Here is a 26,367-nt window from a genome sequence, read left to right on the forward strand (position 1 = left end):
CGGGACCATTCGAGATTGAGGAGCAGGAGGCACGGCAGACAGACGCTTCCTCCGGCACCTGATGCCGCCGCCGGTGAGCTGCGGGTGGCAGGCGCGGCTTAGGGAGTGAGCGAACCGGCCCCGCTGCCGCCAAAGCCGTCGAAGCCGCCGCTGGCGCTCCCCGCCGTGGGGCCGCCGACGCCGCCGCCGCCCACGCCCCCCGCTGTTGCGCCGCCGACCCCGGCACTACCTTCCTCGGCAGCGTTGAGCTCGCGCTGCTCCTCCGGGTCCAGCGAGCGTACCGGCCGGTCGGCACAAGCTGCCAGGCCCAGCAGCACGAGCGTCACCGCCGCTCCGGCCCGTCCCGTCGTCCCCATGCCGATTCTCCATCCAGTCTGGTGTGGCAACAATGGCGCCGGCCGGCCGCGGTTCCCGGCAGCGGCGAAACACCGTTCTCAAACGCACCGGGAACGCCTATTCCCTCCTTGTCCAAGGGGGGTCCCGGCGAGGGGCTGAGAGGTCATTGGCGCGGCGGTTGGCCGTGCAGCATGACGACCCTTCGAACCTGATCCAGTTCACACTGGCGAAGGGATGGGAGCGGCATGGCCATATCGACAGTTTCTTCACGTCCCGGTCCACTGCGCGCCACAGCGCCGGTGCCGGGACCCGAAGTGGCCCTGACCGTGCCCTGCCTGCGCTTCGACGGGCAGCCGCTCTTCCAGGATCTCCGCCTCACTTTGCCGGCTGGGCGCTGGACCTGCCTGCTCGGCCCGTCCGGCGTGGGCAAGACCACCCTCCTGCGCCTGATCGCGGGGCTGGAGCCAGGCGGGCTGGTGCAGGTGGCCGGCAAGGCCGGGCCGGCCGCCGTGGCGTTCATGGCCCAGCAGGACCTGCTGCTGCCCTGGCTCAGTGTGCGCGACAATGTCCTGCTCGGCCACCGCCTGCGCGGCATGCCGCGTGGGGAGCGCTCGGCACTGGCGGAGCAGGCGGATGGGCTCCTGGCGCGGGTGGGGCTGGCCGGCTATGCGCAGGCCCTGCCGGCCACCTTGTCCGGCGGAATGCGCCAGCGGGTGGCGCTGGCGCGCACTCTGATGGAGCAGCGGCCGATCGTCCTGATGGACGAGCCGTTCTCGGCCCTCGACGCCGTGACCCGCCATCGCCTGCAGGACCTGGCGGCCGAGCTGCTGGCAGGGCGCACCGTGCTGTTGGTGACCCACCATCCCCTGGAAGCGCTGCGCCTGGGCCACCTTGTCTGGGTGCTGGCCGGACGGCCGGTGCGGCTGGAGGGGCCGATCCGCCCGGACGGCTCGATCCCGCGTGATCCGGCGGAGCCGGCGCTGCTGCGGCTGCAGGCCCGGCTGATGGGCGAGCTGGTGGCCTCGGCAAGAGCCACGGAGCCGGCATGAGGGCGCTGCGTCCGCTCGGCACGGTGCTGGGTCTGCTGCTCTTCTGGCAGCTCGCCGTGTGGCTCACCGGGGTACCACCCTATATCCTGCCGGGTCCGCTGGCGGTGGGCCAGGCGCTGGTGGGACGCGCTAGTCTGCTCGCCGGCCATGCCGGAATCACGCTGACCGAGATCCTGCTGGGCTTCGTGCTCGGCAGCTTGGCCGGGGCGCTGGCCGCTCTCCTGCTGGTGGCATCGCGACGTGCCAGGCGCTGGCTGATGCCGGTCCTGGTGATGAGCCAGGCCCTGCCGGTGTTCGCCCTGGCCCCGCTGCTGGTGCTCTGGCTGGGCTTCGGGCTCGGGTCCAAGATCACGATGGCCGTGCTGATCATCTTCTTCCCCGTGACGCTCACCTTCTTCGACGGGCTCAGGCGCACCGAGACGGGCTGGCTGGAGCTGGCTCGGGTCATGGGTGCCGGGCCCGGCGCGATGCTCTGGCAGATCCGCCTGCCTGCCTCGCTTCCGGCATTGGGCTCCGGCCTGCGCGTGGCCGCCGCGGTGGCGCCGATCGGGGCGGTGGTCGGCGAATGGGTCGGCTCGTCCGGCGGCCTGGGCTTTCTGATGCTGCACGCTAATGCCCGCATGCAGGTCGACCTGATGTTCGCCGCCCTGGCGATCCTGGCGGTCATGGCGATCGGGCTGTGGTGGACGGTCGACCGGGTCATGGCGACGGTGGTCCGCTGGCAGCCCGACACCTACCAGAACCCCCGCTGAGACGAAGGAGGCCCCCTTGCTGCGCATCCCGATCCTGGTCCTGGCCATCCTGCTGGCAGCGCTGCCAGCATACGCGGCGGACAGGCTCACCGTGCTCCTGGACTGGTACGTCAACCCGGACCACGGGCCGCTGGTGATCGCCAAGGAACAGGGCTTCTTCGCCGGGGAGGATCTGGAGGTCGAGCTGATCGCACCGGCCGATCCGAACGATCCGCCCAAGCTGGTGGCGGCCAAGCAGGCCGACATCGCGGTGTCCTACCAGCCGCAGCTCCACCTGCAGGTGGCGGCCGGCCTGCCGCTGGCCCGGTTCGGCACGCTGATCGACAGCCCGCTCAACTCGCTGGTGGTGCTGGCCGACGGCCCGATCCGGTCAGTGGCCGACCTGAAGGGCAGGCGGGTCGGCTTCTCGGTGGCGGGCTTCGAGGATGCCGTGCTGGGCACCATGCTGGCCAGGCATGGCCTTGCTGCCGACGATGTCGAGCTGGTCAACGTCAACTTCTCGCTCTCGCCCTCCCTGATCAGCGGCCAGGTCGACGCGGTGATCGGCGCCTTCCGCAATGTCGAGATCCCGCAGATGGCGCTGCTGGGCCATGAGGGCCGCGGCTTCTATCCCGAAGAGGAGGGCGTGCCGCCCTATGACGAGCTGATCTACGTGACGCACCGGGATGGGCTGGAGCGGCCGGAGCTGGTGCGCTTCCTCCGCGCCGTGGAGGCGGCGACCTACTGGATCCTGAACCATCCCGAGGAAGCCTGGGACGTGTATCGCGGGTCCGACCCGCTGCTGGACGACGAGCCGAACCGGGTGGCCTGGGAAGCGAGCGTGCGACGGTTCGCCCACAGCCCGGCCGCCCTCGACCATGGCCGCTACCAGCGCTTTGCCGCCTTCCTCCAGGAACATGGCCTGCTGAGCGAGACGGTGCCGCTAGGCAGCTACGCCGTGGACCTGTCGGCCGGGCGCTGAGGCTCTGAGGACCTGGTGCCCGGTTCAGACCAGCCAGGGTTCCAGGCGCTCGGCCGTGGCAGGGTGCAGCGTCTCTGCCAGCAGCCGGGCCTCGCCCTCGACCAACTCGTCGGCCAGCGCCGTCTCGCCCGCCAGGCGGATACCGGGTTCGGCGCCGAACTGGTCGGCGATCAGCAGTTCCGCAGCGAGCTGCAGGCGCAGCGTCCGGCTGGCTTCCAGGCCGAGTCGGCCAGGCTGCCGCCCCCGGCCAGCTTCTCCTCGGTCAGGTCCGCCGTCAGGAGCACCAGCCGCGCATGGGCATCGCCTCCGGCCGCTTGAGCAACCGGCCCAGCCCCCGCTCCACCTGCTGCCGGGCCCGCTCTTGCCGGTTCGCCACCGCGAGGTCGCCTGGCTGGCCCGGTGGGCGCGGTGCCAAGACGAAGCTGGCGGTGGCGACGCGCAGCCGGAGCGGGGCAAGTGCCGGTGGTGCCACCATCTTGGACGATGGTGTCGCGCAGCCGGCCGTCAGCCCCAGCGGGATCAGCCGCAGGCCGCGCCGCTGCACGATGTCCGTCAGGCTGCCCCTGTCAGGCCGCTCAGTGCCGGACGCCGGTCTCGATCGCATCGACCTCTTCGGCCTGGAAGCGGTAGGTGCGGCTGCAGAACTGGCAGGTGGCGCTGATCGAACGGTCCGGCTGGCGCATCTCCTCCACCTCCTCAGCGGAGAAGCCGCGCAGGATCGCGGCGAACCGCTCGGCACTGCACCGGCAGCCATGGGCCAGGGCCAGGGTCGGGTACACGCGCACCTCCTCCTCGTGGAACAGGCGGTGCAGCACCGTGTCGACGTCCGGCTCGGGTCCCAGCAGCTCCTCGGGCGTGACCGTGCCGAGCAGGACCATGGCGCGGCGCCAGTCATCCTCGTCGTCGTTGCGCAGGGCTACCTTGCCACCGATTTCCGGCAGGGCCTGGACGACGATCCCGCCACCCGTCCAGCTCCCGCTCTCCCGGCTCACGGCAAAGCGCATGCCGGTGCGGATCTGCTGCGAGCGCTGGAAATAGGTCAGCATGCAGTCGGTCAGGGTGGCCCCTTCCAGCTCCACGATGCCCTGCTGGGTCTCGCCGCCCACCGCCGACTGGTCGAGAGTCACGGCGAGCACGCCCTTGCCGCACAGCTCGCCGATCGTGGCTGCCTGCGGCGGAACCCCCTCGCCGAAGGCAGCATAGCCACGCAGGATGCCGGCATTGGTGCAGTCGGCCACCATCATGGTGACCGGACCCTCGCCGCGCACCTGCAGGCTGAAGCTGCCGTCGAACTTCAATTCGCCGGCAAGGGCGGCTGCCAGCATGACGAGTTCGCCCAGCGCCCTTGCCACCGGCTCCGGGTAGTCGTGCCGCTCCAATATCTCGTCGAGCGCCGGCCCCAGACGCACGGACCGGCCGCGAAGGCCGGTCCGGTCGAGTTGAAAGGGGCGGCTGGTATCGATCGGCACCGAGTTGGTGCTGCTCACGCGCGCGTTCCTTCTACGCACCAAGCGAGGATCGCCTTTTGCGCATGCAGGCGGTTCTCGGCCTCGTCGAACACGACCGAGCGCGGCCCGTCGATCACCTCTGTAGTGACCTCCTCGCCACGATGCGCCGGCAGGCAATGGAGGAAGATCGCCCCTTGGTTGGCTGCATCCAGCAGACGGTCGTCCACGCGATAGGGCTCGAGCTGGCGATGCCGCTCCTCGGCATCGGCCTGGCCCATCGACACCCAGGTGTCGGCGACGACGGCGTCCGCATCCGTCACCGCCTCATATGGGTCGCGCAGCACCCGAATGCGACCCTGGTGCTGCTCGGCCCAGCGGACCACCTCGGGCGCCGGTTCCAGCCCAGCGGGGCAGGCCAGGTCCAGGCGGAAGTCGAAGCGCACGGCTGCGTGGATGAAGGAATGGGCGACGTTGTTGCCGTCCCCGGTCCAGGCGATCTTCTTGCCCTTGATCGGTCCTTTATGCTCCTCGAAGGTGAGCACGTCGGCCATGATCTGGCAGGGATGGCTGTGGTCGGTGAGCCCGTTGATCACCGGCACGGTCGCATGGTGCGCCAGCTCCAGCAGCTTCTCGTGCGCATCGGTGCGGATCATGATCGCGTCGACATAGCGCGAGAGCACCTTGGCGGTGTCGGCCACGCTCTCGCCGCGGCCCAGCTGCATCTCCCTGGACGACAGCACCACCGGATGGCCGCCTAGCTGGCGGACCGCGACCTCGAAGGAGACGCGGGTGCGGGTGGACGGCTTCTCGAAGATCATCGCGAGCGAGCGGCCGGCCATCGGCAGGCCGAGGTCGCGCCCGCCCTTCATCTGGGCGGCGCGGTCCAGGATCCCCCGGAGCGTCCCGCCATCGACGGCACTCAGGTCGAGGAAGTGCCGGGGGGTCATGCCGAGAACTCCGCGCAGGTCCGGTCGAGCATCGCCAGCGCCTGGTCGATCTCGTCTGGGGTGATGGTCATGGGCGGCAGGAGCCGGACGACATTGTCCGCCGCAGCCACGGTCAGCAGGCCGTGCTCGCGACCCTTGGCGACGAACGCGGCATTATCCCCGGCCAGCTTCAGGCCACGGATCAGACCGCGTCCGCGAATCTCCTCGACCAGGGCCGGGTGGCGGGCCTTGAGCGCCCCAAGCCCGGCTGCCAGCCGTTCGCCCAGCACCACCACCTGATCGAGGAAGCCGGGTGCCAGGATCTCGTCCAGCACGGCGTTCGCCACCGCGCAGGCCAGCGGGTTGCCGCCGAAGGTCGAGCCATGCGTGCCGGCGGTCATGCCGCTGGCGGCCCGGCCGGTGAGCAGGCACGCCCCCACCGGGAAGCCGCCGCCCAGGCCCTTGGCGATGCCCATGATGTCCGGTGCTGGAGCCTCCAGCGCCTCGTAGCCGAACAGCCGGCCGGTCCGGCCGATGCCGCACTGGACCTCGTCATAGACCAGGAGCAGGCCGTGCTCGTCGCACAAACGCCGGATCTCCTGCAGGAAGCCCGCAGGTGCCGGCCGGATGCCGCCCTCGCCCTGGATCGGCTCCAGCATGATGGCGCCGGTCTGCTCGCCGATCACGGCCTCCAGCGCTCCGAGATCGCCGAACGGCACATGGTCGAAGCCGTCCAGGAGCGGGGCGAACCCTTCGGTCATGCGCGGCGAGCCGGCTGCCGAGATCGTCGCCATGGTGCGGCCGTGGAAGGCGCCCTCGAAGGTAACGATCCGGTTGCGCTCGGGCCGGCCGTTCGCGAACTGGTAGCGCCGCGCGGCCTTGATGCAGGCCTCCATCGCTTCCGCACCGGAATTGCAGACGAACACCGTCTCGGCGAAGGACGCGCCGACCAGCCGGTCCGCCAGCCGCTCCAGTTCCGGGATCCGGTAGATGTTGGAGACGTGCCAGAGCTTGGCAGCCTGGTCCTGCAGCGCCTTGACCAGATGCGGGTGGCCATGGCCCAGGCCGGTCACCGCGATGCCGCTGCCGAAATCGAGGAATCGTCGGCCGTCGGTCGCCACCAGCCAGGCGCCCTCGCCGCGCTCGAAGGCGAGGTCGCTGCGCTTGTAGACGGGAAGCAGGGAAGGAACGACGGCGTTCTGCATGCTCGTTTCGCTTGGGAACGTGAGATCGGGCTCACTTTGGGGAAAGCGGGTTCAATGGGGGTGAGCACGGAGTCTGTCAACGACCGGCCCATGGCAGGTGCCCACGATCGAGGCCCACGGTCGCCCGGACGAGAGGTGACAGGAATCACTGCCGTACCCGGTGCGCCCCACCCAACATCCGGAAATGACGCCGCCATCAGGACGGCCGCTCATGTTCCGTTCCGCCACCACCGTCCTGCTGGTCTGCGCGCCGGCAATGGCCAGCACGATGAACGCGGGGCAGTTCGCAAATACGCGCACGGTGCTGCAGGATAGCCCGCATGCGCACCAGGGCGATCGACGAATGCAGCGCCAAGCAGACCCTCCGGCCGGAGGGTGACCGCGCGATGATCGGCGCGGTGCGCAAGGTGGATGCCCAGGCGGCCCCGCCCGACTGATTCGGGCGGTGAGCGACATCTGAGCCGTGGCTGTCCCGGCCGGTTTCCCGATTGCCTGTTCTGCTCGAGAGGAGCGCCCCCAAGTTGCGTGCCTTCAACGACATACGCCGTCTGGATGCGGCCGATGCCTGTGCCGCCACGTCCGCGGCCACATTACCATCGACCCATAACACCAGCGCACCGAGACGTGCCGGGATGACGCTGCCCTACAGAGCGCCCAGGCGGCCTGCCAGACACGGCGATGACCAGACGCACGGCTCGAGTTGAGCCTGCGAAAGCTCAACCGGCCGATGCATTCCCGGCAGCGGCACCGCTCAGTGCCTTGCTGATGGACGGTGCCACCGCCGCGCGCAACTCGATCGCTCGCATGATCGCCATATGAGGCAGGAAGCGGCCATGGCGGAAGATCGCCTGTCGGATCAGGATCTTGTCGTTCGCCTGTTGTGGACTGCCGATGAAGTCGCCGCCGGATGTTAACCTTCCAGCAATCAGGATGAGCCATCATGGACAGGTGCTCAGGAGAATGAGATGCCCTGCAGGGTGGTTCCAGTGGTTGGACTAGGTGTTGGTCCCACGATGTAGTGGGACCATCGGCCATCATGCGGCAAGGGATGCGCTATGGGCCGGGTTCTTCACGGCAGCGCCCGCACGACAAAAGGTGGTCCGTCATGCGATCTAGCTACACCCAAGAGAGCGTGAGAGCGCTGGCCAGGTGCTATGGCGTCAGCCTGACCACCATCCAGAACTGGCGCCAGCGAACGATGACCGCGGACGCGCCCATGGGGCCGCAGGAGGTTCGCTCGATGGTGCTGACGTCCGAAGAAGAGGCGATCATCGTCGCGTTTCGCCGGCACACGCTCCTGCCGCTGGACGACTGCCTCCATGGCTTGCAGCCGACCATCCCGCACCTGACCCGTGCGTCCCTGCACCGCTGCCTGGCAGGACCTCCCTCCCAGGGGATCGGGCTGAAGCCCAATGGGATCAGCTGATTGCCGGAGATCGAAGCGGCAAACCCGCCGAGCAGCGCTTTGTCAGCTACCCGCTCGGCTATGTCCACCTCGACATCGCCGAGATGCAGACCGAGGAGGCAAGCTGGGCCTGTTCGTGGCGATCAGCCGTCGGCTGACGGCTGAGCCGATCTTTCGAGCAGACCGGGCCAGCAGGCGCGGCAGGCGACCGCACCAGCGAGGTCACCTTCGTCTAGCTCGTGGAGAGCGCCGGCAAGATGGAGGCTGCCCGGTTCCTGCGCGCGCTGATCCTGGCCGGGCCTTGCGAGGTCCACACGGTGCCGGCCGACCACGCTGTCCAGTTCACGCCGCGCAAGCAGGACATCCGGGACGTCCGGCACATCACGATCTGGGTGCGGCACATGATCTGGCGTCGCAAGCCAAGGGTCGTCTCGTCCGGGACCTCCGGCAGAGAGCCACTGGCGCAGAGCTGCGCCAGGACCGTCGCGTCGATCCTGTCGGCCTTGATGCGCGCCTCGGCGATCAGCCGTACCTGGCGCGGGTTGACGATCACCCCCCGGCCCATGTGCGGCCGGATCACCTCCGCCACCGCCCTCGCGGTGCCGGTCGCCGCGACCACGACATGGCCGGCACGGGTCAGGTTCTGCGCGAACGCCACCCCATGAGCATGGGTCATGCCGATCCGGCCAAGCCGCCGGGCCATGCCGCGCTCCCAGCGCATCCGGCCTGCCCGCACTTGCGTGCTCCCGGTGCCCCACATCCCGGATGGGCTCACCATAGCGCTGATCCGGAGATCAGCGGGACCGCAGGGCACCGAAGCCATCATACCGGATAATGGCCAAGTCGAGCGGCTCAACCGCACGCTGAAGGATGTGACGGTCAAGCGGTTCCACTACGAAAGCCACGATCAGTTCCGTCAGCACCTCACCGACTTCGTCGCCGCATATAAACTTCGCCCATCGGCTCAAGGCCCTACGAGGCCATCTGCAATGCCTGGAAGGAAGGACTCTTCAGGTTCACCCATGACCTGCACCACCGAACCCGGGACCGAACAGCTAGCGGCCACTCACAGGTACCGCTTCCACAGGCTTGGTCGCCTGCAGCGCCCGCAGTGCCTGGCCCAGGAGCTGGTCGAACTCCGGCAGGTCGTAGAGCGAGACGTGATCCGCCTGCGACACGGTGGCAACCAGCACCGGCCGGGCGAGTAGTGCCACCAGTGCCGCCGTTCTGGCTGGCGGAACGATTCGGTCGCGGCCGGCAGCGATGACTGCGACCGGCACGTCCTTGTCGACGAGCGCCAGGTCACTGCGGAACGGGTGACGCAGCAGCTGGCCGACTGGGGCGAAGAAATAGCGCTGCCGGGCGACGGCCTCCACCGAGTCGAACGGTGTGATCAGGATCGCCCCGTCCACGAGGCCATGACCGGCCAGCTGCGCTGCCACGCCGCTGCCGATGCTGTAGCCGATGGCGAACATCCTGGGCGGCTCCGACGCCGCATCCAGCCCGATCAGGCGCTGCGCCTGCGCACGCAGCAAGAGCGCATCGGCCACCAGGGCCGCTTCGGATGGCGTGCCCTCGGAAGGTGCGTAGCCCCGATAGTGGAACGCCAGGAGATTGACGTCCGGCAGCCGCTCGGCGGTGAAGATCAGGCAGTCTTCGGCATTCCAGGCATTGCCGGTGAACAGGAGTGCGATGTCCCGGCTGCCATCTCGACGCAAGGCGTGGCCCACCAGCCGGTGACCATCCGCGGTCACGAGATCGTGCCGCACCGTACCCTCGGGCAAGGGCAGCATGCCGCGCCTGGTGGCACCATGCGGGAACAGAAGCCCATCCTGGGCCAGGTAGAGGCTGCCGACGATCGCGACATACAGCGCCAGGATCAGGGCCAACCAAGGCAACATCATTCCCGTCCAGATCCAGTTCTTCCGCTCGACCTGCTGACTCGCAGTCGGAGGCCGCCGACGCAGGTGCCGGGACGGCTGGATTGTGCGAAGATCATGACAGCTTCACGACAGCGGCGCGTCATTTCTCGTCAACCGGAATCGACCCGGCCGGAGGTCCCGAAGGTGCCTCCGGCTTGCCGCACCGCCAGGGGAGAACCCGCCTGAAGCCAGGCCTGTGGCGAGTTTGTCTTCAAGCCGTCGGACATGCTCCACATCCGAATCCCTAAGGTCATCCACGCATCGGTGGACAACTCGGCTGCCTGACCACCGCTGTCGCGCATCGGCCACGCCACAAGCCTCAATCCGGTGCATTGCCTGTGGACGTTCTTGTCTTGTTCTTGGGTTTGAAAAGAGTTGGACAGCTTGTGGTAGAACAACTTTACCACATTATGCCGTAACGAGAGCAATACGCATCATGCATGCCTAGCCTGTCATTCATGTGGTAGAAGTCTTATGACATACAGATGTCTTTGATCAGCCCCTGCTGCGCCCACAGGGTTCTGAAACGATCATGAGTAGATCCAAGCAGAGAGCAGTGCCTGTCGCGCCGGGCGTTGGGAAAGGCATGCTTCCGATCGAGCGGCGCATCTTCCTACGTCCAACGGAGCCGAAACCGTCACCGCGACCGAATTCATCGCCACGGTCCTGGCCGATGCAGAGGCACGCACGGCTCGGCCGCAGCCCCAGGCGAGTCGCGAACGGCGGCGGCTTTCCGGAGAACGGGCAGGTTTCGCTGCTCGTCGCCAGCAGCATCAATCTCGCCGTCCAGATCATTGTGCCGATGGGCGAACGGTCCCCAGGCCAAAGCCCGCATCCGCATGTCTCTCGTTCCGGGGGGACCCGACAGGGGCAGACCGCCGGAGGATATACCGGTTACAGCCGTAGGCAGCCACGGCCGGCATGGGCGACGGCGCGCTCGATGGCGTGGGCCAGGCGTGGATGATCGCTTCTCAATCCATCGAGTTCTTCCGGCGTGATGCCGGACAGTTCCGCCTGGACCGCACACAGGCGCAGCCGGGCTTCATCGTCGGTACCGTCCAGCGCCAGCACAGCCTGCCAGGCCGCAGCGGCGGTTTGCCATTTGCCGGCGCGCTCGGCGAAGATTGCGTGATCGCGCCAGGCGATCCGGTCGGCCGGCCATTGCCGCACGTGCTCGGACAGTTCGGTCACCGCCCGGCTGAAGTCGCCGAGTGCGGCCAGCGCCTGGGCGAGTTCGATCCGTGCCCGGGGATGATCCGGCGAGAGTTCGAGCAGTTCCTCCAGCGCCCGGCAGGCACCCGCCGCGTCGCCGATCCGGCGCAGCAGCACCGCGCGGTTGTAGCGTGCTCTGACCCTGGTACTGACATTGCCCTGACCCAGTGCGACCGCACGGTCCGCCGCCTCCTGGGCCAGCGGATGCTCTCCTGCTTCGAACAGCGCCACCGCCAGCAGGCACAACAGATCCGGATCGCTCGGCCGCAGCCGGACCGCGGCCCGGGCTGCCTCGAGGGCGGTCCGATGCTCACCTGCGGCCAGCGCAGCCTGTGCGGCACCGGCATGTCGCGCGGCCCGGTCCACTGCGCTCACATGCTCCTCCCTTCCCGCGAGCCGCGGGGCAGGCCCGCCAGATGCACCGGCGGCCATGGCCAACTACAACAACCTCGCCAGATCCTGCAGCACTCGTCGTCGCTGGCATATAGGGCCCCACGACGCCCACCCGGACGGGGGAAGCTTCTCATGGTCAAGAGCAAGGAGCCTCCGCTCCGCCACCCCTGCCAGATCTGTGGCCGGGTTCTGCCGCGACGGGAGCTCACGCCGCTCCCGCTGGTGCGCGAGCAGGTAATCGCCCTGATGCAGGCCGAGCATCCTGGCATCGATCAGGCCGGCTTCGTCTGCCGCACCGACCTCGACCACTATCGCGCGGCGCATGTCCGCCGGCTCATTCAGGAGCAGGTCGGCGAGACCGCACAGTTCGACGAGCTGATGCTGGACCGCCTGAGCCGGCGCGCTCTCATCGCAGAGCCGGTCGACGCCGAGATCGATCGCAACGTCAGCTTCGGCCAACGCCTGGCGGACCGGGTAGCATCGTTCGGCGGCAGCTGGTTCTTCATCGGGATGTTCGCCCTGCTCCTGGTCTTGTGGATGGCGCTGAACAGCTATCTGCTGCGCCAGGCAGCGTTCGACCCCTATCCCTACATCCTGCTGAACCTGATCCTGTCCTGCCTGGCCGCGATCCAGGCCCCGGTAATCATGATGAGCCAGAACCGGCAGGAAGCCCGGGACCGCAAGCGCGCCGAGAATGACTACCTGGTCAACCTCAAGGCCGAGCTCGAGGTCCGTCTCCTGCACGACAAGCTCGATCACCTGCTCCATCACCAGTGGGAACGACTCATGGAGATCCAGGACATCCAGATCGAGATCATGCGCGCGCGCCAGGATCGTTCCGACAAGGCATGAAGCCGACGCAGGGACGTGCCCTCCCCTGGGCGTTCAGTCGTCGGTCGCCTCGATGCTGGCGATCAGCCATACCCAGCGCGCGTGCCGGTCGGGCGAGGCCAGCTCCGGGTATTCCAGCAGCGGGTAGACGATCCGGGTCGGCCCCTTGTGGCGGTGGCCCAGCGGCCGGCCATCGGCGCGTGTCGCCAGGACGACCGGATAGTCCCGCCAATCCTCACGCGGAATCTCCGGCGCGTGGCCGTCACGCGAGCGCACCAGGATGCGCGCTGCGTCCTGCAGCCCGACATAGGCCAGGACGTCGCGCAGCAGTGGCCCTTCCAGGACGATCTGCCCTTCTTCCCAAGGCGAGACGGTCCGCACGCGCCAGGTGCCGAGCGCTTCCAGTTCGACCACGGTCAGCATCCGCTCCTGACCGTCGGCCAGGCGGACGATCACGCCCGGCAGGCGCTCGGGCGCCAGCGGCAGTCGGACCGGCACGACGTTTCTGGCAGCCGTCACATCGGTCGGCAGCAGCAGGGCCAGCATCATGCCGAACAGCATCAGGCGGCTGTACCAAACACCGAACCGAACTGAGCATGTCGACATGCGGCCAACCCCGACTGCCGGTCGGCACCTGCCGCCGGCACTCGTTTGTCTAGCAGCTGTTCATGAATAAATCGTTATGAAATTGTCGTGCTGCCCATGCGCCGGAGGCGGACATGATCACGCAGCTCCAGCCAGCCGTAGAGGAGCTGGGCGGCGAGTGGCCCGAACACCCCGCCCGCCCAGGGCCGGCCGAAACGGGCAAGCAGGTCGATACGCCGGTCACCTTCCAGGAGTGCCGCCGCGAGCAACTCGCCCACCGCGGTGGTGGTACCGAGCCCGTGGCCGCAGAACCCGGTGGCCAGCCAGAGGTTCGGGCCGAGGGGCGTGGCCAGTGGCATGCGGTGGCGCGTAAAGCCCATCCGCCCGGACCAGACGCGCTCGGCTGCCACGCTGCCCAGCTGGGGGAAGATCCAGCGGAGATCCGCCAGCATGGCTGCCTCCAGGCCGCGCGGCGCGTCAGTCAGCCCGATCTTGCCGCCCCACAGTAGCCGCCCGTCCGGCAGCGGCCGCCAGTAGCCCATGGCGAACCGGTCGTCGAACACCGCATAGGGTGCCCGGATCGCCTCCTCGAGGCGCCGGCCCAGAGGTTCCGTCACCAGGGCATAGGTCATGACCGGCAGGAGCGCCCAGGCGGCGCGGCCGTCCGGATCCTGTCCGTAGACGGAGGTCGCGAGCACCACCTGGCGGGCGCGCACCCGGCCCTGGGCCGTGACCAAGCGGATGCCCCCCGGCTCGGGCACAAGCGCATGCACGGGACTGTGCTCGAACAGCCGCCCGCCACCGGCGAGAACGGCACGGGCATAGCCGCGGGTCAGCGCCAGCGGGTCCAGATGCACCGAGCATGGGTCCAGCACGCCGCCGCGATAGACGGAGGTGCGGTACAGTTCCTTCAGTTTCGCCCGGTCGAGATGCTCGAACGGAACCCCGTGCCGGCGGGCCAGCAGGTCGGCCCGCCGGCGCAGCTCGTCCTCGCCGGCGAAGAAGCTCGCTTCGACGATGCCGGGCGTCACCTCGGTGCGGATGGCATGCCGCGCCACCCGCGCCTTCACCAGGGCTACGGCGTCCTTCGCCGCTTCGAACAGGACGGCGGCATCGGTGCTGCCCAAGGCTGCCTCGACCCGCTCGTCGTCCGCTGCCCAGCCGAGCTGCAGGAAGCCGCCATTGCGCCCGGACGCACCATCGCCCACCTGCGCCGCCTCCAGCACGACCGGCTTGGCCCCGCGCTCGACCAACGACAAGGCGACCGCCAGTCCCGCCAGGCCGCCGCCCACTACTGCAATGTCCGTATCCTGATCGCCTTCCAGAGCAGCAGCGCCGATCGGCGGCTCCGAATCCGGCAGCTCGTAATAGATCGGGATGCTGCACGCGCACGACACTTCTGCCCTGCTCCTCTTGCTGGACCCTGGAGGCAATTGTGCTATGTCGCGGTTGCGTGCACAGCTGGCAACCACGTCTGGCTGACGGAGACGCCGCGTGCGCCTGATCTGCTACACGCTCCACGGCCATAAGCCGCTGATCCGCCCGGCACCGGTGGAGCGCGACTGGATGGACCGCTCGCCGGAGGCATTCGCCTACCGCTGCCTGCCGCTCGACATCGCCAATGCCCATGGCTGGGAGGTGCTCTGCCCGGCAGGCTTCGAGGCCAGCTGGGACGGCGAGACGGCGGCGGATGCCATCACCGTCGCCTCCGACGCCCCGCCGCACCTCCTGCCCGTCAGCCATTTCGGCAGCGGCGTCCTCACTTTCCACCTCCACGGCCTGTTCCGCACGGAGCCGGCAGTCCAGCTCTGGGTGGCCGGTTCGCCCAACCGGATCAAGGACGGGATCCAGCCGCTGGCAGCGGTCGTGGAGACTGACTGGGCACCCTACACCTTCACCATGAACTGGCGCTTCACCCGACCCGGCCGGGTGCGGTTCGACCAGGGCGAGCCATTCTGCTTCTTCTTCCCGCTTCGCCTCGACCTGATCGAGCAGGTCCGCCCGGTCTTCATGCCGATCGAGCAGGATGCGGCGACCGCTGCGGCCTACCGGACATGGGTGGTGGCGCGCAACGGGTTCAACAAGGCGCTGCATGAGGAAGGCTCGGCGGCGCGGACGGAGAAGTGGCAGAAGGGCTATTTTCGCGGCCGGATGCCGGACGGGGCGGCAGGCGGACCCGGCCATCGCACCCGCCTGCGCTTGGCACCGTTCCGGGATTCGCCGGAAGCAGGCGGGGCGCCGGACGCACCCGGTCAGGCGGACCAGCCAGGGCGAGGTCCCGCTGGAGGATAGGCGACCTGCGCAAGCCGGATGCAGCGTGGCTGTCGCTCTGGTAGAATTAGCTTCAGCACGATAGCGGGCAGCGAGCGGGCGATGGGCGGCGGGCGCGTCGGAAGGGATGGGAGCAGGTGGCGGAGAGCGGCAGCACTGACCGTAGGTCTCCTCTGGCTGCTGCCGACATCTTTGGCGGCACAGCCGATCGAGCGGGCGATCGCGGCGCCGTCGGGCGGCAGCGTGGCAGCCATCGCACTTCCGGCTGCAGTCGATCCTGCCGTCCGCCTGCTCCGCGCGACCCTGGCCGCAGCGGAGAGCGGTGCCGGCGACCCCAGCCTGCGCCCGCTCCTGCCCTTCTACCGGGCACGTGGTGAAGCACCTGCCTTCATCGGTGACCCGGGTGGCACCGCGCGCGGCCGCACCATCCTGGCCACGCTCCAGCAAGCGGACCTGGAAGGGCTGGAGCCGGCGGCCTACGAGGTCGAGCTATTGGCAGCACTCCTGCCTGCGGCCAGCGCAGGGGAGCCTGCCGCCCAGGTCGAGTTCGAACTGCGGCTGGCCCGGGCACTGGCGCACTATGCGCTGGATGTGTCGACCGGCCGGGTCGGGCCAGAGCAGGAGCAGGATGGCGATCCCCGCCCTGTCGACTCTGCACGGCCGGCACAGCTGCTGGCCGAGGCCGCGAGCGCCGATGACCTATCCGGCTGGCTGGCGGGCCTGCCACCGCCTGGGCCGCCTTATGCCCGCCTGCGCAGCGCACTGGCACAATGGCGGGCGAAGCTGGACCAGCCCGCCTGGACCAGGGTGCCGGATGGCCGGCGGCTGACGGTCGGCCTCGCGGGCCCGGAGATCGTGGCACTGCGCCTGCGTCTCGTGGAAGAGGGACTGCTGGCGCCACCCGCCGTGCCCGGCCAGCACTCCGCCCTGTTCGACCACGATCTGCTCGGCCCGGTGCAGGCCTTCCAGGCCCGCTATGGCCTCGATCCGGACGGCGTGGTCGGTGAGCGTACCCTGCGCGCCCTCAATGCCAGCGTTGCCGACCGGGTCGACCAGATCCGGGCCAACATGGAGCGGCGTCGCTGGCTGCCCCGAGAACTCGGCCGGCGCCACGTGCTCGTCAACCTCGCCGACTTCACCTTGAAGGTCGTGATGGAGGAGCGGACGGTCCACACCAGCCGCGTGGTGGTGGGTGCGCCATTCACCGCCACGCCCGCCATGTCGCACCGGATTAGTCACCTCGTGCTCAATCCCTACTGGAGCGTGCCGCGCTCGATCATGGTGCGGGAGATGTTGCCGCAGCTCCAGCGCGACCCGGGCTGGCTGGCCAGGGAGCGGCTGCGCCTATTCGCCGACGCGGGATCAGGTGCCGTGGAAGTGGACGCACATGGCATCGACTGGTCGGGCGTGACGGCCCGCAACTGGCGCTGGCGGATTCGGCAGGATGCCGGCCCCGGCAATGCGCTGGGCGTCATCAAGTTCCTGTTTCCCAACAAGGACGACGTGTACCTGCACGACACGCCGAGCAAGCACCTGTTCCGGCGCAGCGTACGCGCGTTCAGCCATGGCTGCATCCGCGTCGAGGACCCGCTGGCGCTCGCCGACGTGCTGGCGCGGGACCAGGGCTGGCCGCGCCCGCGACTGGAAGCTGCGATCGCGACCGGACGGCCGGAGCAGTTCGTCCGGCTGGCGGAACCGGTGCCAATCCACCTGGCCTATCTCACCGCCTGGGTCGGCAAGGATGGCCGGCTCGTCCTCCTGGACGACGTCTACGGGCGGGACAGACGCCTGCGGGCGGCATTGGGGCTAACGGACAGCTGAGCAACGTCCTACCCATCCGATCCACGGAGTTCGGTACATCATTCACATTTGGCCGCCGCACCACATTGCCACGGGCATCGACTGGCGACATTCTTGACCTCCGCCAGCACTCTGCCCACTGAGACGAGGGCTGGTTGCAGCATGGCGCCAGGAGCCAGGATGAACGCGAGCCGGCGACTTCGGCGCTTCATTGGAACCGCGCTGGGCAGACGGGTGTCCCGCCGCCCCGTCTTCGCGGGCTTCGTCCCGCATGGCAGGCCACGCGGATGACTCCCGCGGCACCGCCCGGGCCGGACGGCCGGGAACTGCTGCATTACCGCCTGCCGGCATCGCTCGAGGCGCTGGGGGAGGTATTGGTCCAGGTAGAGGCCAGCCTCGTCTCGGCCAGTCTGCCGCTCGAGTTGGCCCTGCAGATGATGTTGGTTCTGGACGAGACCGTGAGCAATCTCGCCAGCCATGCCACGGAAGCAGCGGGTCGCGAAGTCTGGGTAGACATCTCGATCCTGCGGCATCCAGACCGGATCGAGGTGGTCATCTTGGACGACGGTCCACCGTTCGATCCGAGCGCGGCCTCGCTGCCCAATCTGTCCGACACGCTCGAGGAGCGCGACGTGGGCGGCCTCGGTCTGTTGATCGTACGCAACGTAATGGACGAAGTGCACTATGACCGCCTGGACGGTCATAACCGGCTCCGGCTGGACAAGCGGCTGCCGCCGGAAGGCTAGCCCTGAACTTCCGTTTCCGGCCGATCGTCGCCCGGCGCGGTTTCCTGGTGCCAGCTCCCTGCCTCGTCCTGATACTCGATCGCCTCGGTATCGCCGGCCTGCGACTGCCGACGTGCCGCAACCTCGGCCGCGCGCCGGGCATCGTCATGGCTGGGGAAGGTCTCGGAGAAGGAAGCGCCGACCCGATAGGCCCAGCCGTGATCGTGCCGGACGACCTCGTAAACGACCTTGGTCATGACATTTCACCTTTCCGTCCAGCTCCACCACACCATGGAGCAACCGCCGAACTCAGGGCGCGTTCCGGGCGGCCTGGCTCGTGTAGGCGCGCAGTGCTTCAATGAGTGCTGCTGTCACCATGGCCTGGCCGGTCTCGTTCATGTGGAAGCTCGTGTCGAAGACCGCTTCGTCCGGCACCATGAACCGGTCGGGCGTGCCGATCACCGGCACGCGCAGATCCTGCCAGAATGAGCGCAAATCGGCGAGCATGCGGTACGCCACGGGTTCGTCATATTCCACCCGCCGCAGGCTGGGCGGCCAGCCTGCCAGCACGGCGACCCTCCGCTCCTGTTGGCGCCGCACGAACCCGGCCACCGCGCGGCTGCCGGGCGAGCTCCGATCCAGCGGCCGGATCAGCTGCCGGTCCTGGGCCACCAACTCGCGCATCCGCGGAGTTACCTGCGCCCGGCTGGCGCCGCGCTCGCTGCCGCGCGCATCGATGGTCGCGACGCGATAGCCGCCCGGCCGCTCGCTCAGCGGCGCCCTCTTCCAGTGGGTCAGGTTGTCCGCGGCGGCTCGCAGCACCAGGCGCGGGTCGTACTGGCTGGCATAGTCCAGCCAGAGATCGACCGGCATGCGCCACCAGAAGCGCTTGTCGTGGAAGGAGCTGAAGAACACCGGCAGAGCGGTGAACGGGACCGGCGTGCGGTACAGTGGGTACTCTATCGCCAGCAGAACGGTGTCGCCCGGCCGGGCGACCCGCTCCGCCCGGTCCAGGAGATAGGTGAGATCCAGACCGCCATGCGCACCATAGTTGAACGTCTCGACCCCGAGTGCGGTGGTGATGCGATCGGCGTCGAAGCCGAAATGTACCGCCGACCCGCCGACCAGCAGCAGGCGCGGGCCAGGGATTCGAGCAAGCGCCGCATCCTTGTGCCGGTAGAGGTCGCGGATCCAGGCGATGTCCGGGATCGGATAGAGATAGGGCTTGAGTGCCGGAATACCGAAACAGAGCAGCAGGAGCGCCAGGAGCGTGCCCGGAACTGCCGCCAGCAGCCAGAAAAGAAACCGGGCAGCCTGATGCCGGGCGGTGAGCATGCGGCTAGAACTGGAAGTAGAGGAACGGCGAACTCTGCGCCGTCAGCATCGACAGGAGCGCCAGTGCCAGGACACAGCCGGTGACGACCGCCCAGGGCCCGGTCATGCGCCAAGCGAGCCGCCCTGTGCCCGATCCTGCCTCGGCGGCCGCCGGACCACCCAGCGTCCTGCCGCTCGAGTACGGCCGGTAGCGCGTGTAGCGGCGCATGATCTGGAAACTGTTCGGCGCGAAGAACAGGATGGCGAGGAGCGGCAGGAGATGCAGCCAGATCCGGCCGACGCCGTCGAACAGCTTCTCGCCACCGCCAAGCCCGACCATAGCATTGGCGACGATGCCGGCATCCATCAGGCTCTCGGCGCGAAACAGCACCCAGCCCAGCACCACCGCCAGGAAGGTCACGAGCGTCGCCAGCAACCGGACCGGCGGGTGCTGGAGCATGCGACCCACGGCAGGACGGCTGCCCGCCCAGCGGCGGAAGGCGTGGTTGAGCGACAGGTAGCAGCCGTGCAGCGCACCCCAGGCGATGAAGGTCCAGCCGGCGCCGTGCCAGAGTCCGCCCAGCAGCATGGTGATCATCAGGTTCAGATAGTGCCGGCTGGCACCGCGCCGGCTGCCACCGAGCGGCCGGTAGAGATGGTCGGCGAGAAAGCGCGACAGGGTGATGTGCCAGCGGCGCCAGAACTCGATGATCGAGCCGGCGCGATAGGGCGACCAGAAGTTCACCGGCAGGCGGAAGCCCAGCATGTGCGAGAGTCCGACCGCCATATCGGAATAGCCGCTGAAGTCGAAATAGAGCTGCATGGTGTAAGCCAGGGCACCGATCCACGCAGCCACCATGTCCGGATCGGCACCATCCGCCACCCCGTCGAACAGCCGGTCGGCATAGGGGGCCACCCCGTCGGCGAGCACGACCTTCTTGAACAGGCCGATCGTGAAGATGGTGAGACCGATCAGGATGCGGGCGAGCTCGAACCGGTAGGGCCGGGCCAGCCAGAACTGCGGGATCACCTCGCGGTGCAGAAGAATGGGCCCCGCGATCAGGTGCGGGAAATAGGTGACGAACAGGAAGTATTCGTGCGGCCGGTAGCGCCTGGTCTCGCCCCGCCAGCAATCCACCAGATAGGCGATCTGGGTGAAGGTGAAGAACGAGATCCCGACCGGCAGCTCGATGCCCGGCGGGCGCACGGGCAGGCCCAGCGAAGCGAGGTTCATCGCCGCGAAGTCGGCGTACTTGAACCAGGCCAGCACGGCCAGGTCGAGGCCCACGCCCAGCGCCAGCAGTCGTCCGTTCGGTCGGTCAGCCTCCGCCCGCCGGCTCATCAGCCTGCCGAGCACGAAGTTGCCGGCGATGGAGGCGAGCAGTAGCGGCAGGTGGCGCAGGTCGCCCCAGCCATAGAAGGCCAGCGACGCCACGCCCAGCCAGACCAGTGCGGCGCGGCGCGCATCGACCCGGCCGAGCGCGAAATAGCCGGCCAACACCAGCGGCATGAAGCCGAAGATGAAGACGAAGGAGTTGAACAGCAACCGCGCTGACCCGCCGGTGAGCCCGGCCAAACAGGACGGGGCCATGCCCCGTGGCCAGGGAACCAGCGGCGGGCGGCGTCGTCAATCCGCGAGCGCGGCCGCCGGGCAGGAACCGTCCGGTGCCCGCCTTGCGAAGAACCGTACGCGGATCCTGGAACGTCTTACCAGACGGTGTAGCCCGCATCCGCGACGAGCACGTGGCCGGTGACCAGCGAGGCTGCGTCCGTGGCGAGGAACAGCACGCAGGCGGCGATTTCCGACGGCTGGCCCATCCGGCCCATCGGGGTCATCTCCATCCAGGTCTTGAACCAGTCCGGGTTCGCCGCCCCGGTCTTGGTCATAGCAGTCTCGATGTAGGTCGGCGCCACGGCATTGACACGCACGCCGCGCGTGGCCCACTCGCCGGCCAGCGACTTGGTCAGGTGATGCACGCCGGCCTTGGCCGCGTTGTAGTGCACCTGCTCCTGCGGCTTGTTGGAGATGATGCCGCTCATCGAGCCAATATTGATGATCGAGCCCTTGCCGGCGTCGAGCATGTGCTTGCCGAAGGCCCGGTTGGTATAGAAGACGCCGTTCAGGTTGATGTCGATCACCTTGTGCCACTGCTCGTCGGGCATGATCTCGCCAGGCGAGCCCAGCGCGATGCCGGCGTTGGCGACTGCGATGTCGACGCGCCCATGCTTCTTCACCACCGCGTCGGCGCAGGCCGTCACGGCCTTGCTGTCGGTGACGTCGAGTTGGTGGAACTCGGCGTCGTAGCCCTTGGCCTTCAGCGTGGCGAGCCCTTCCTCGCCGACCTGCGGATCGATCTCGGCGATCACCACCTTGGCGCCGAACTCGGCGAGCGCGCTTGCGGTCGACAGCCCGATGTTGCGCCCGCCGCCGGTCACCACGGCCACCCGGCCGCTCAGGTCGAACAACTGCTTGAACATGTTGCCTCCTCACGAAGTCGGTCGACGGGCTGCCGGTCCGGGTCGACGCGACGACTGCCAGCTCGCGGGGACGAACCTGTAAGGCCGGCGTCCCGAAAGATCGTTTCACGAGAGGCCTGTCGCCAGACCGGTTCCCGTGGCCCTCATCCGTCCTCCCTGACGCAGGCAGATACCGGCAGAGCTGCCTCGCTGGCAACGGCCGGTATTGCAGCCACGGCGCCCCATGAAGGGCATTCGCTCACCGTTTGATCATCTGCCCAAACCTGCCTAGAGAAGGGGCCAATAATAAGGAGGATGGTGCTTGGACGACATCAACCTGGCGACCGAGCCACGGCGCGAACTCGCGGCACGCGCTGCCTGGCTCTGGTACGTCAAGGGCGATACCCAGGAGGAGATCGCCCGCTCGCTCGGCCTGAGCCGAGCCGCCGTGCAGCGGCTGGTGGCCCAGGCCCTGGCGGAGCGGCTGGTCAGCGTGCGCATCCAGCATCCGATCGCCGCCTGCATGCGTCTGAGCGCCCGGATCGAGGAGACCTATGGCATCGGCAGCGTCGACGTGGTGCCGGATGTCGGCGGAAGGGCGCTGGCCCATGCGGCTGCGGCACGGCTCGACCGGATGCTCGCCGCCAAGATGCCGACGATCATCGCGGTCGGCGCCGGACGGGCGGTGCGGGCCGCGGCGGCGGAAGTCGCAGCGATCGAGCGGCCCCAGCACCAGATCATCGGCATGGTCGGCTCGATCGCCCGTAACGGCTCGGCCAACCCTTATGAGGTCGTGGTTCGCTTGGCCGATCGGATCGGTGCCCAGCGCTGGCCGATGCCGATGCCGCTGGTCGTGGATAGCCCCGACGAACGGGATCTCTGGCAGGCGCAGCGGTTGTGGCGAATCCTGGAAGCACTAGCCGAACGAGTGTCGCTGGGTGTCAGCGGCATCGGCCAGATGGGCTCCGATGCACCGCTGGTAGCGGACGGTTTCATCGACAGCGGCGAAATGGCGGACCTGATCGCGCATGGTGCCGTCGCTGAACTGTCGGGCTTCGTCTATGATATGCGCGGCCAGTTGCTCGACCATCCGCATAACCTCAGGGTGACCAGCCTGCCGCTGCCGCGACCTCATCCCCTGCTCGCGATTGCCGCCGGATTGGAAAAGTTGGAAGCTGTCCGTGCGGTGTTGCGAGGCAGGCTGATCGACCAGCTCGTGACGGATGAAGCCACCGCAAGGCTGCTATGCGAAAGCGCTTGACCCTGGCCGGCCGATTGGGCGAACAGTCGCCCACCAATTGGGCAGGCGTTCGCGCTCGAAAATGATGAGCGTTTGAGCAGCAAGGGGGGTCAGAAATGAACCGACGTGGGTTACTGAGCGCAGCTGCGCTCGCCGTCCTGATGTCGACGACGAGCTTTAACGCGTTTGCGGACGATGCCTTCTGGGCGAAGGCTGCCGAGCCCTACAAGGGCGTGACGATCCGCGGCGTGTCGGAAAGCACCTCGTCGTCCAACTATGCCAAGGATGTCCTGGCCAAGGAATTCTCGGAGAAGACCGGGATCAAGATCCAGTTCGAGACCACGTCCTGGGATCAGATGTACGATAAGGCGATCAAGGACATGGAGGCCGGCTCCGGCATCTATGACTTCGTCTATATCGAGCAGGACATCATCTATTCCTATCTGTCTCGCGACTTTCTAGTGGACATCACCCAGTCGCTGAAGGACAACCCGTCGATCGCCTCGCCGACCTTCAAGCCCGAACAGTTCACGACCTTCGCGGACTATTTCAAGGGCCCGAACGGCGACCTCTACGGCGTGCCGATGGAGGCGTTCCTCAAGACGTACCTTTACCGCACCGACCTGTTCGAGGATGCGGCGATCAAGGAGCAGTTCAAGGCCAAGTACGGCTGGGACCTCGCTCCGGCGAAGGACCACAAGCAGTATCGCGAGATCGCCGAGTTCTTCACCCAGTACGGTAAGGACAACGACCTGGAACTCTGGGGCACCACCGTGCAGGCCAGTTCCGGTCATCCGGCCTCGTTCTACGAGTTCGTCGAGACGATCGCGCCGACCTTCGGCGTCTACAACTGGGGCCTGAACACCGACACCTGGGCGGCCACCGTCGAGAACGGCGGCACCATGAACAGCGACAAGGCCAAGGCCGCGCTGAACTGGTGGGTCGGCAACCTCCAGTATGCTCCCCCGGAATCGACCAGTTCCACCTGGGACGAGGTCTCCGCCACCTTCTCCGCCGGCCGTGCCGCCCAGGCCTTCGTCTATGGCGAGAACACCGCCTGGATTGCGACCGACGACACCAGGTCGACCGTGGTCGGCAAGGTCGGCGTGGCACTCCCGCCGGTGGAGCCGGGCGTGATGGAGGAGATCGAGGCCGGCAAGGGCTATATCGGCTACTATGACGGCGGTGCCTTCGGCGTCCCGCACTCCTCGAAGAACAAGGAAGCTGCGTTGCTGTTCCTGCAGTATATCGGGCAGGATAGCGTCCAGGCGGACTGGGCCGTCAACGCCGCGCGCGTCACCCACCAGGCCACCTATGACGACCCGCGGGTCCAGGAGCAGGACCAGAAGACGAGCGGCTACTACACGCTGATGCGTGACCAGGGGAAGCTGTTCGCGGGTGCCCCGGCCTTCCCGTTCCATGGCCAGCTCCGCGAGGCGATCGCGCCTTACTTCTACGATGCGATCACCGGCAAGCTGACCCCTGACCAGGCACTCGACCAGGCCGCCGTGCGCGCCGAGGAAGAGTTGACCCGCCTGGGCTATCGCAAGCAGAACTGAGGCTCCCGCCGGGTTCGGGATGATCGGCCCCGAGCCCGGCAACTCCTCTCGACATCGTGTCTATCGGAGCCGACCTTGCGCTCACCCGTCACCGGCTGGCTGTTCCTGGCACCGACCATCACGGTGCTGGCGATCTTCGGCTTCCTGCCGTTTCTTTACGTGGCATTTGTCGGGTTCTTCGACTGGAACCCGTTCGCCGCCAATCCCGGCCTGGTCTTCGCCGGGGTGAACAATTACCGCCGGCTGGTGTTCGACGACCTGTTCCTGCGCTCGATAGGCCTGACCCTGCAGTTCACCTTCTGGGTCGTGCTGAGCGAACTGGTCATCGGCTACCTGCTCGCGCAATTGTTCATGCGCGACTTCCCGCTCAAGGGCCTGTTCCGCACGATCCACACCCTTCCGCTGCTGGTCGCTCCCATCGCGGTGGGCGCCTCCTGGAAGCTGCTTACCACGCCGGGTCTGGGCCCGATTCCGTACTACCTGGAACGCTGGTTCGGCATCGACTACCGGATGGGTGCGTTCGAGAACCAGGCCTTCATCACCACGGTGGTGATGGACATCTGGCACTGGACGCCGCTGGTCACGCTGACCCTGCTCGCCGGGCTCTCGGCCATGCCGAAAGAGCCGATCGAGTCCGCGCAGGTCGACGGCGCCAACCGCTGGCAGATCTTCTGGCACATCACGCTGCCGATGCTGAAGCCGGTCTTGCTCACCACGATCTTCATCCGGCTGATGGACGCGCTGCGTACCGTCGACGAGGTCTGGATGCTGACCGGCGGCGGGCCCGGCACCGCGACCCGCTATATCGGCCTGCACATCTGGCGGGTGGTCTTCCCGCAGACCGACTATGGCTATGGTGCCGCCATGTCGCTTCTGACGCTCTATCTGACCATCATGCTCTGCTGGTTCCTCTACGTCGCGCTTGTCGCGAGAAAGCCGCGCGGGTCATGAAGAAGAAAAGCAGCCTCCTCCCGCTCCTCATCTGGTGCGGGATGACAATCATCACGCTCCTGCCGATCTGGTGGCTGTTCGTGGTCTCGATGCGGACCCGCGTGCAGCTCTTCGGCCGGCCGTCCATGCTGCTGAATGGCTTCTACTGGGGCAACTACATCGAGGTCCTCGAGAACGAGGAGTTCCGCTTCTACATGTGGAACTCGATCATCGTGGCGACCAGCAACTGCCTGCTCGTGACGATCCTGGCGCTGCTCGCGACCTTCGCCCTGTCCCGCTACAAGCTGGCCGCCGAAGACAGCCTGTTCTTCTGGCTGATCACCAACCGCATGGCGCCGGCAGCCGTGTTCCTGCTACCCCTGTTCCTCATCTACACCCAGTGGTTCAACCTGTTCGACACCCGCATCGGCCTGATCCTGCTCTACGGCGTGTTCAACCTGCCGTTCGCAATCTGGCTGATGAAGGGCATCATGGACGGCATCCCCAAGGAACTGGACGAGGCGGCGATGATCGACGGCGCCAGCACCTTCCAGGTGCTGACCAAGGTGATCATCCCGCTAGCCAAGCCCGGCCTCGCCGTCACCGCGATCCTGACCTGGATGTTCGCCTGGAACGAGTATCTGTTCGCTGCGACCCTGACCTCGGTGGAGGCGCGGACCATCACGACGGGCCTGGCCGAGTTCGTATCGGTGACCGGCACCAACTGGGGCGAGCTCGCCGCGCTCTCGATGCTGACCCTGGCTCCGGCCCTGGTGTTCCTGGGCTTCGTGCAGCGGCACATCGTGGCCGGCCTGACCTTCGGCGCGGTCAAGGAGTGAAGCGATGGACCATCCTGTCGTTCACAAGGTCACCCCGCGCGACGGCTTCCTGCCGATCAAGACCAACGCGTTCGACCGCGGCTTCATCGGGGTCGTGTTCGGGATCTTCCTGCATCTCTTGTGGATGCGCTTTCTGGAGCAGGCCATCCCGCTCTGGGTCTGCACGATCCTGACTGTTCTGCTCGGCATCTATATCGTCAAGCGCGG

At 67.7% G+C, this 26,367-nt stretch carries 26 protein-coding genes, 3 pseudogenes and 1 riboswitch; of the genes and pseudogenes, 14 read left to right on the forward strand and 15 right to left on the reverse strand.

Translation table 11 applies throughout. The features are described 5' to 3' along the window. Positions 1–98 precede the first annotated feature (98 nt). Complete coding sequence (locus VNS22_RS27035) at positions 99–356, reverse strand: hypothetical protein (RefSeq protein ID WP_325738122.1); 258 nt, start codon at positions 354–356, stop codon at positions 99–101. Between the two features lie 105 nt (positions 357–461). Continuing rightward, positions 462–588: riboswitch (TPP riboswitch) on the forward strand. 62 nt (positions 589–650) lie between these two features. Here VNS22_RS27035 and VNS22_RS27040 point away from each other — a divergent pair. Genes VNS22_RS27040 through VNS22_RS27050 form a run of 3 tightly spaced genes read left to right on the forward strand, consistent with a single transcriptional unit; the run spans position 651 to position 3,098 of the window. Further along, entirely contained in the window at positions 651–1,385 is a 735-nt protein-coding gene (locus VNS22_RS27040) for an ABC transporter ATP-binding protein (RefSeq protein WP_325738124.1), read from the forward strand. Then, entirely contained in the window at positions 1,382–2,137 is a 756-nt protein-coding gene (locus VNS22_RS27045; protein WP_325738126.1) for an ABC transporter permease, read from the forward strand. Before VNS22_RS27040 ends, VNS22_RS27045 begins: the two co-directional genes overlap by 4 nt. A gap of 16 nt (positions 2,138–2,153) precedes the next feature. After that, positions 2,154–3,098: an ABC transporter substrate-binding protein gene (locus VNS22_RS27050; RefSeq protein WP_325738127.1), complete on the forward strand. Its 945-nt coding sequence runs from the start codon at positions 2,154–2,156 to the stop codon at positions 3,096–3,098. 274 nt (positions 3,099–3,372) lie between these two features. Here the strand turns inward: VNS22_RS27050 and VNS22_RS27055 are convergent, their stop codons facing one another. From VNS22_RS27055 to VNS22_RS27070, 4 genes are read right to left on the reverse strand one after another with little or no spacing between them, the layout of a single operon-like run. After that, the gene (locus VNS22_RS27055) at positions 3,373–3,702 is read right to left on the reverse strand and encodes a hypothetical protein (protein WP_325738129.1); all 330 of its coding nucleotides are present in this window, start codon (positions 3,700–3,702) and stop codon (positions 3,373–3,375) included. Next, a complete protein-coding gene (locus tag VNS22_RS27060; RefSeq protein WP_325738131.1) occupies positions 3,674–4,585 on the reverse strand; it encodes an Hsp33 family molecular chaperone HslO in 912 nt (303 codons plus the stop codon). Before VNS22_RS27060 ends, VNS22_RS27055 begins: the two co-directional genes overlap by 29 nt. Then, positions 4,582–5,493, reverse strand: coding sequence for an ornithine carbamoyltransferase (argF, locus tag VNS22_RS27065; protein ID WP_325738132.1), 912 nt, complete (start codon positions 5,491–5,493; stop codon positions 4,582–4,584). The genes VNS22_RS27060 and argF overlap by 4 nt, the downstream gene beginning before the upstream one ends. Then, the gene (locus tag VNS22_RS27070; RefSeq protein ID WP_325738134.1) at positions 5,490–6,677 is read right to left on the reverse strand and encodes an aspartate aminotransferase family protein; all 1,188 of its coding nucleotides are present in this window, start codon (positions 6,675–6,677) and stop codon (positions 5,490–5,492) included. The genes argF and VNS22_RS27070 overlap by 4 nt, the downstream gene beginning before the upstream one ends. Before the next feature lie 1,055 nt (positions 6,678–7,732). On the opposite strand from VNS22_RS27070, the pseudogene VNS22_RS27075 reads away from it, so the two are divergent. Next, positions 7,733–8,233 (forward strand): annotated as a pseudogene (locus VNS22_RS27075) (IS481 family transposase); the annotation flags it as partial. 192 nt (positions 8,234–8,425) lie between these two features. Here the strand turns inward: VNS22_RS27075 and VNS22_RS27080 are convergent. Beyond that, a pseudogene (locus VNS22_RS27080) lies at positions 8,426–8,842 on the reverse strand (IS110 family transposase); the annotation flags it as partial. A gap of 73 nt (positions 8,843–8,915) precedes the next feature. Between VNS22_RS27080 and VNS22_RS28655 the strand changes: the two are divergent. After that, positions 8,916–9,108 (forward strand): annotated as a pseudogene (locus VNS22_RS28655) (integrase core domain-containing protein); the annotation flags it as partial. 29 nt (positions 9,109–9,137) lie between these two features. On the opposite strand, the gene VNS22_RS27090 reads toward VNS22_RS28655, so the two are convergent. The 3 genes from VNS22_RS27090 to VNS22_RS27100 all read right to left on the reverse strand — a co-directional run bounded on the left by VNS22_RS27090 (position 9,138) and on the right by VNS22_RS27100 (position 11,591). After that, positions 9,138–9,986: a hypothetical protein gene (locus tag VNS22_RS27090; RefSeq protein ID WP_325738136.1), complete on the reverse strand. Its 849-nt coding sequence runs from the start codon at positions 9,984–9,986 to the stop codon at positions 9,138–9,140. Between the two features lie 128 nt (positions 9,987–10,114). Next, positions 10,115–10,402: a hypothetical protein gene (locus tag VNS22_RS27095; protein WP_325738138.1), complete on the reverse strand. Its 288-nt coding sequence runs from the start codon at positions 10,400–10,402 to the stop codon at positions 10,115–10,117. Positions 10,403–10,898: 496 nt separating this feature from the next. Continuing rightward, positions 10,899–11,591, reverse strand: a complete 693-nt coding sequence (locus tag VNS22_RS27100; RefSeq protein ID WP_325738140.1) for a tetratricopeptide repeat protein — start codon at positions 11,589–11,591, stop codon at positions 10,899–10,901. Positions 11,592–11,741: 150 nt separating this feature from the next. On the opposite strand from VNS22_RS27100, the gene VNS22_RS27105 reads away from it, so the two are divergent. Further along, entirely contained in the window at positions 11,742–12,461 is a 720-nt protein-coding gene (locus VNS22_RS27105) for a DUF1003 domain-containing protein (protein WP_325738142.1), read from the forward strand. 33 nt (positions 12,462–12,494) lie between these two features. Here the strand turns inward: VNS22_RS27105 and VNS22_RS27110 are convergent, their stop codons facing one another. Together VNS22_RS27110 and VNS22_RS27115 are read right to left on the reverse strand one after the other, a co-directional pair. After that, a complete protein-coding gene (locus VNS22_RS27110; RefSeq protein WP_325738144.1) occupies positions 12,495–13,046 on the reverse strand; it encodes a molybdopterin-dependent oxidoreductase in 552 nt (183 codons plus the stop codon). A 74-nt stretch (positions 13,047–13,120) separates the two neighbouring features. Beyond that, positions 13,121–14,422 carry an FAD-binding oxidoreductase gene (locus VNS22_RS27115; RefSeq protein ID WP_325738146.1) on the reverse strand — a complete coding sequence of 434 codons (1,302 nt, stop codon included), beginning with the start codon at positions 14,420–14,422 and terminating at the stop codon, positions 13,121–13,123. Positions 14,423–14,519: 97 nt separating this feature from the next. Between VNS22_RS27115 and VNS22_RS27120 the strand changes: the two genes are divergently transcribed. From VNS22_RS27120 to VNS22_RS27130, 3 genes are all read left to right on the forward strand, one after another. After that, on the forward strand, positions 14,520–15,317 hold the full coding sequence (locus tag VNS22_RS27120) for a DUF6065 family protein (RefSeq protein WP_325738148.1): 798 nt from the start codon (positions 14,520–14,522) through the stop codon (positions 15,315–15,317). A gap of 171 nt (positions 15,318–15,488) precedes the next feature. Continuing rightward, positions 15,489–17,117 carry a L,D-transpeptidase family protein gene (locus VNS22_RS27125; protein ID WP_325738150.1) on the forward strand — a complete coding sequence of 543 codons (1,629 nt, stop codon included), beginning with the start codon at positions 15,489–15,491 and terminating at the stop codon, positions 17,115–17,117. A 134-nt stretch (positions 17,118–17,251) separates the two neighbouring features. Then, positions 17,252–17,842 carry an anti-sigma regulatory factor gene (locus tag VNS22_RS27130; protein WP_325738152.1) on the forward strand — a complete coding sequence of 197 codons (591 nt, stop codon included), beginning with the start codon at positions 17,252–17,254 and terminating at the stop codon, positions 17,840–17,842. Here VNS22_RS27130 and VNS22_RS27135 read toward each other — a convergent pair. The 4 genes from VNS22_RS27135 to VNS22_RS27150 all read right to left on the reverse strand — a co-directional run bounded on the left by VNS22_RS27135 (position 17,839) and on the right by VNS22_RS27150 (position 21,613). After that, a complete protein-coding gene (locus VNS22_RS27135) occupies positions 17,839–18,078 on the reverse strand; it encodes a DUF2188 domain-containing protein (protein WP_325738154.1) in 240 nt (79 codons plus the stop codon). The two genes, VNS22_RS27130 and VNS22_RS27135, sit on opposite strands and share 4 nt — an antisense overlap. Positions 18,079–18,130: 52 nt before the next feature. Continuing rightward, positions 18,131–19,156: a hypothetical protein gene (locus VNS22_RS27140; protein WP_325738155.1), complete on the reverse strand. Its 1,026-nt coding sequence runs from the start codon at positions 19,154–19,156 to the stop codon at positions 18,131–18,133. A gap of 4 nt (positions 19,157–19,160) precedes the next feature. Then, a complete protein-coding gene (locus VNS22_RS27145; protein WP_325738157.1) occupies positions 19,161–20,681 on the reverse strand; it encodes an MBOAT family protein in 1,521 nt (506 codons plus the stop codon). A gap of 161 nt (positions 20,682–20,842) precedes the next feature. After that, a complete protein-coding gene (locus VNS22_RS27150) occupies positions 20,843–21,613 on the reverse strand; it encodes an SDR family NAD(P)-dependent oxidoreductase (protein ID WP_325738159.1) in 771 nt (256 codons plus the stop codon). 427 nt (positions 21,614–22,040) lie between these two features. Between VNS22_RS27150 and VNS22_RS27155 the strand changes: the two genes are divergently transcribed. The 5 genes from VNS22_RS27155 to VNS22_RS27175 all read left to right on the forward strand — a co-directional run. After that, complete coding sequence (locus VNS22_RS27155) at positions 22,041–22,853, forward strand: sugar-binding domain-containing protein (protein WP_325738161.1); 813 nt, start codon at positions 22,041–22,043, stop codon at positions 22,851–22,853. Positions 22,854–22,948: 95 nt separating this feature from the next. Further along, positions 22,949–24,391, forward strand: coding sequence for an extracellular solute-binding protein (locus VNS22_RS27160; RefSeq protein WP_414653450.1), 1,443 nt, complete (start codon positions 22,949–22,951; stop codon positions 24,389–24,391). Positions 24,392–24,466: 75 nt separating this feature from the next. Next, entirely contained in the window at positions 24,467–25,342 is an 876-nt protein-coding gene (locus tag VNS22_RS27165) for a sugar ABC transporter permease (protein WP_325738164.1), read from the forward strand. Further along, on the forward strand, positions 25,339–26,160 hold the full coding sequence (locus VNS22_RS27170; RefSeq protein ID WP_349261902.1) for a carbohydrate ABC transporter permease: 822 nt from the start codon (positions 25,339–25,341) through the stop codon (positions 26,158–26,160). Before VNS22_RS27165 ends, VNS22_RS27170 begins: the two co-directional genes overlap by 4 nt. 4 nt (positions 26,161–26,164) lie before the next feature. Next, a partial coding sequence (locus VNS22_RS27175) for a DUF2160 family membrane protein (RefSeq protein WP_325738167.1) occupies positions 26,165–26,367 on the forward strand: 203 nt, incomplete at its 3' end.

It is taken from the genome of Geminicoccus sp., assembly GCF_035556675.1.
GTDB lineage: Bacteria > Pseudomonadota > Alphaproteobacteria > Geminicoccales > Geminicoccaceae > Geminicoccus.

Excerpts from the sequence above, each read along its gene's own strand:
- VNS22_RS27110 (WP_325738144.1), bottom strand. The coding sequence starts at position 13,046 with ATGTCGACATGCTCAGTTCGGTTCGGTGTTTGGTACAGCCGCCTGATG.
- VNS22_RS27135 (WP_325738154.1), bottom strand. The coding sequence starts at position 18,078 with ATGACCAAGGTCGTTTACGAGGTCGTCCGGCACGATCACGGCTGGGCC.
- VNS22_RS27105 (WP_325738142.1), top strand. The coding sequence starts at position 11,742 with ATGGTCAAGAGCAAGGAGCCTCCGCTCCGCCACCCCTGCCAGATCTGT.
- VNS22_RS27140 (WP_325738155.1), bottom strand. The coding sequence starts at position 19,156 with ATGCTCACCGCCCGGCATCAGGCTGCCCGGTTTCTTTTCTGGCTGCTG.
- argF (WP_325738132.1), bottom strand. The coding sequence starts at position 5,493 with ATGACCCCCCGGCACTTCCTCGACCTGAGTGCCGTCGATGGCGGGACG.
- VNS22_RS27170 (WP_349261902.1), top strand. The coding sequence starts at position 25,339 with ATGAAGAAGAAAAGCAGCCTCCTCCCGCTCCTCATCTGGTGCGGGATG.
- VNS22_RS27090 (WP_325738136.1), bottom strand. The coding sequence starts at position 9,986 with ATGATGTTGCCTTGGTTGGCCCTGATCCTGGCGCTGTATGTCGCGATC.
- VNS22_RS27055 (WP_325738129.1), bottom strand. The coding sequence starts at position 3,702 with ATGCGATCGAGACCGGCGTCCGGCACTGAGCGGCCTGACAGGGGCAGC.
- VNS22_RS27160 (WP_414653450.1), top strand. The coding sequence starts at position 22,949 with ATGAACCGACGTGGGTTACTGAGCGCAGCTGCGCTCGCCGTCCTGATG.
- VNS22_RS27045 (WP_325738126.1), top strand. The coding sequence starts at position 1,382 with ATGAGGGCGCTGCGTCCGCTCGGCACGGTGCTGGGTCTGCTGCTCTTC.
- VNS22_RS27035 (WP_325738122.1), bottom strand. The coding sequence starts at position 356 with ATGGGGACGACGGGACGGGCCGGAGCGGCGGTGACGCTCGTGCTGCTG.
- VNS22_RS27070 (WP_325738134.1), bottom strand. The coding sequence starts at position 6,677 with ATGCAGAACGCCGTCGTTCCTTCCCTGCTTCCCGTCTACAAGCGCAGC.
- VNS22_RS27150 (WP_325738159.1), bottom strand. The coding sequence starts at position 21,613 with ATGTTCAAGCAGTTGTTCGACCTGAGCGGCCGGGTGGCCGTGGTGACC.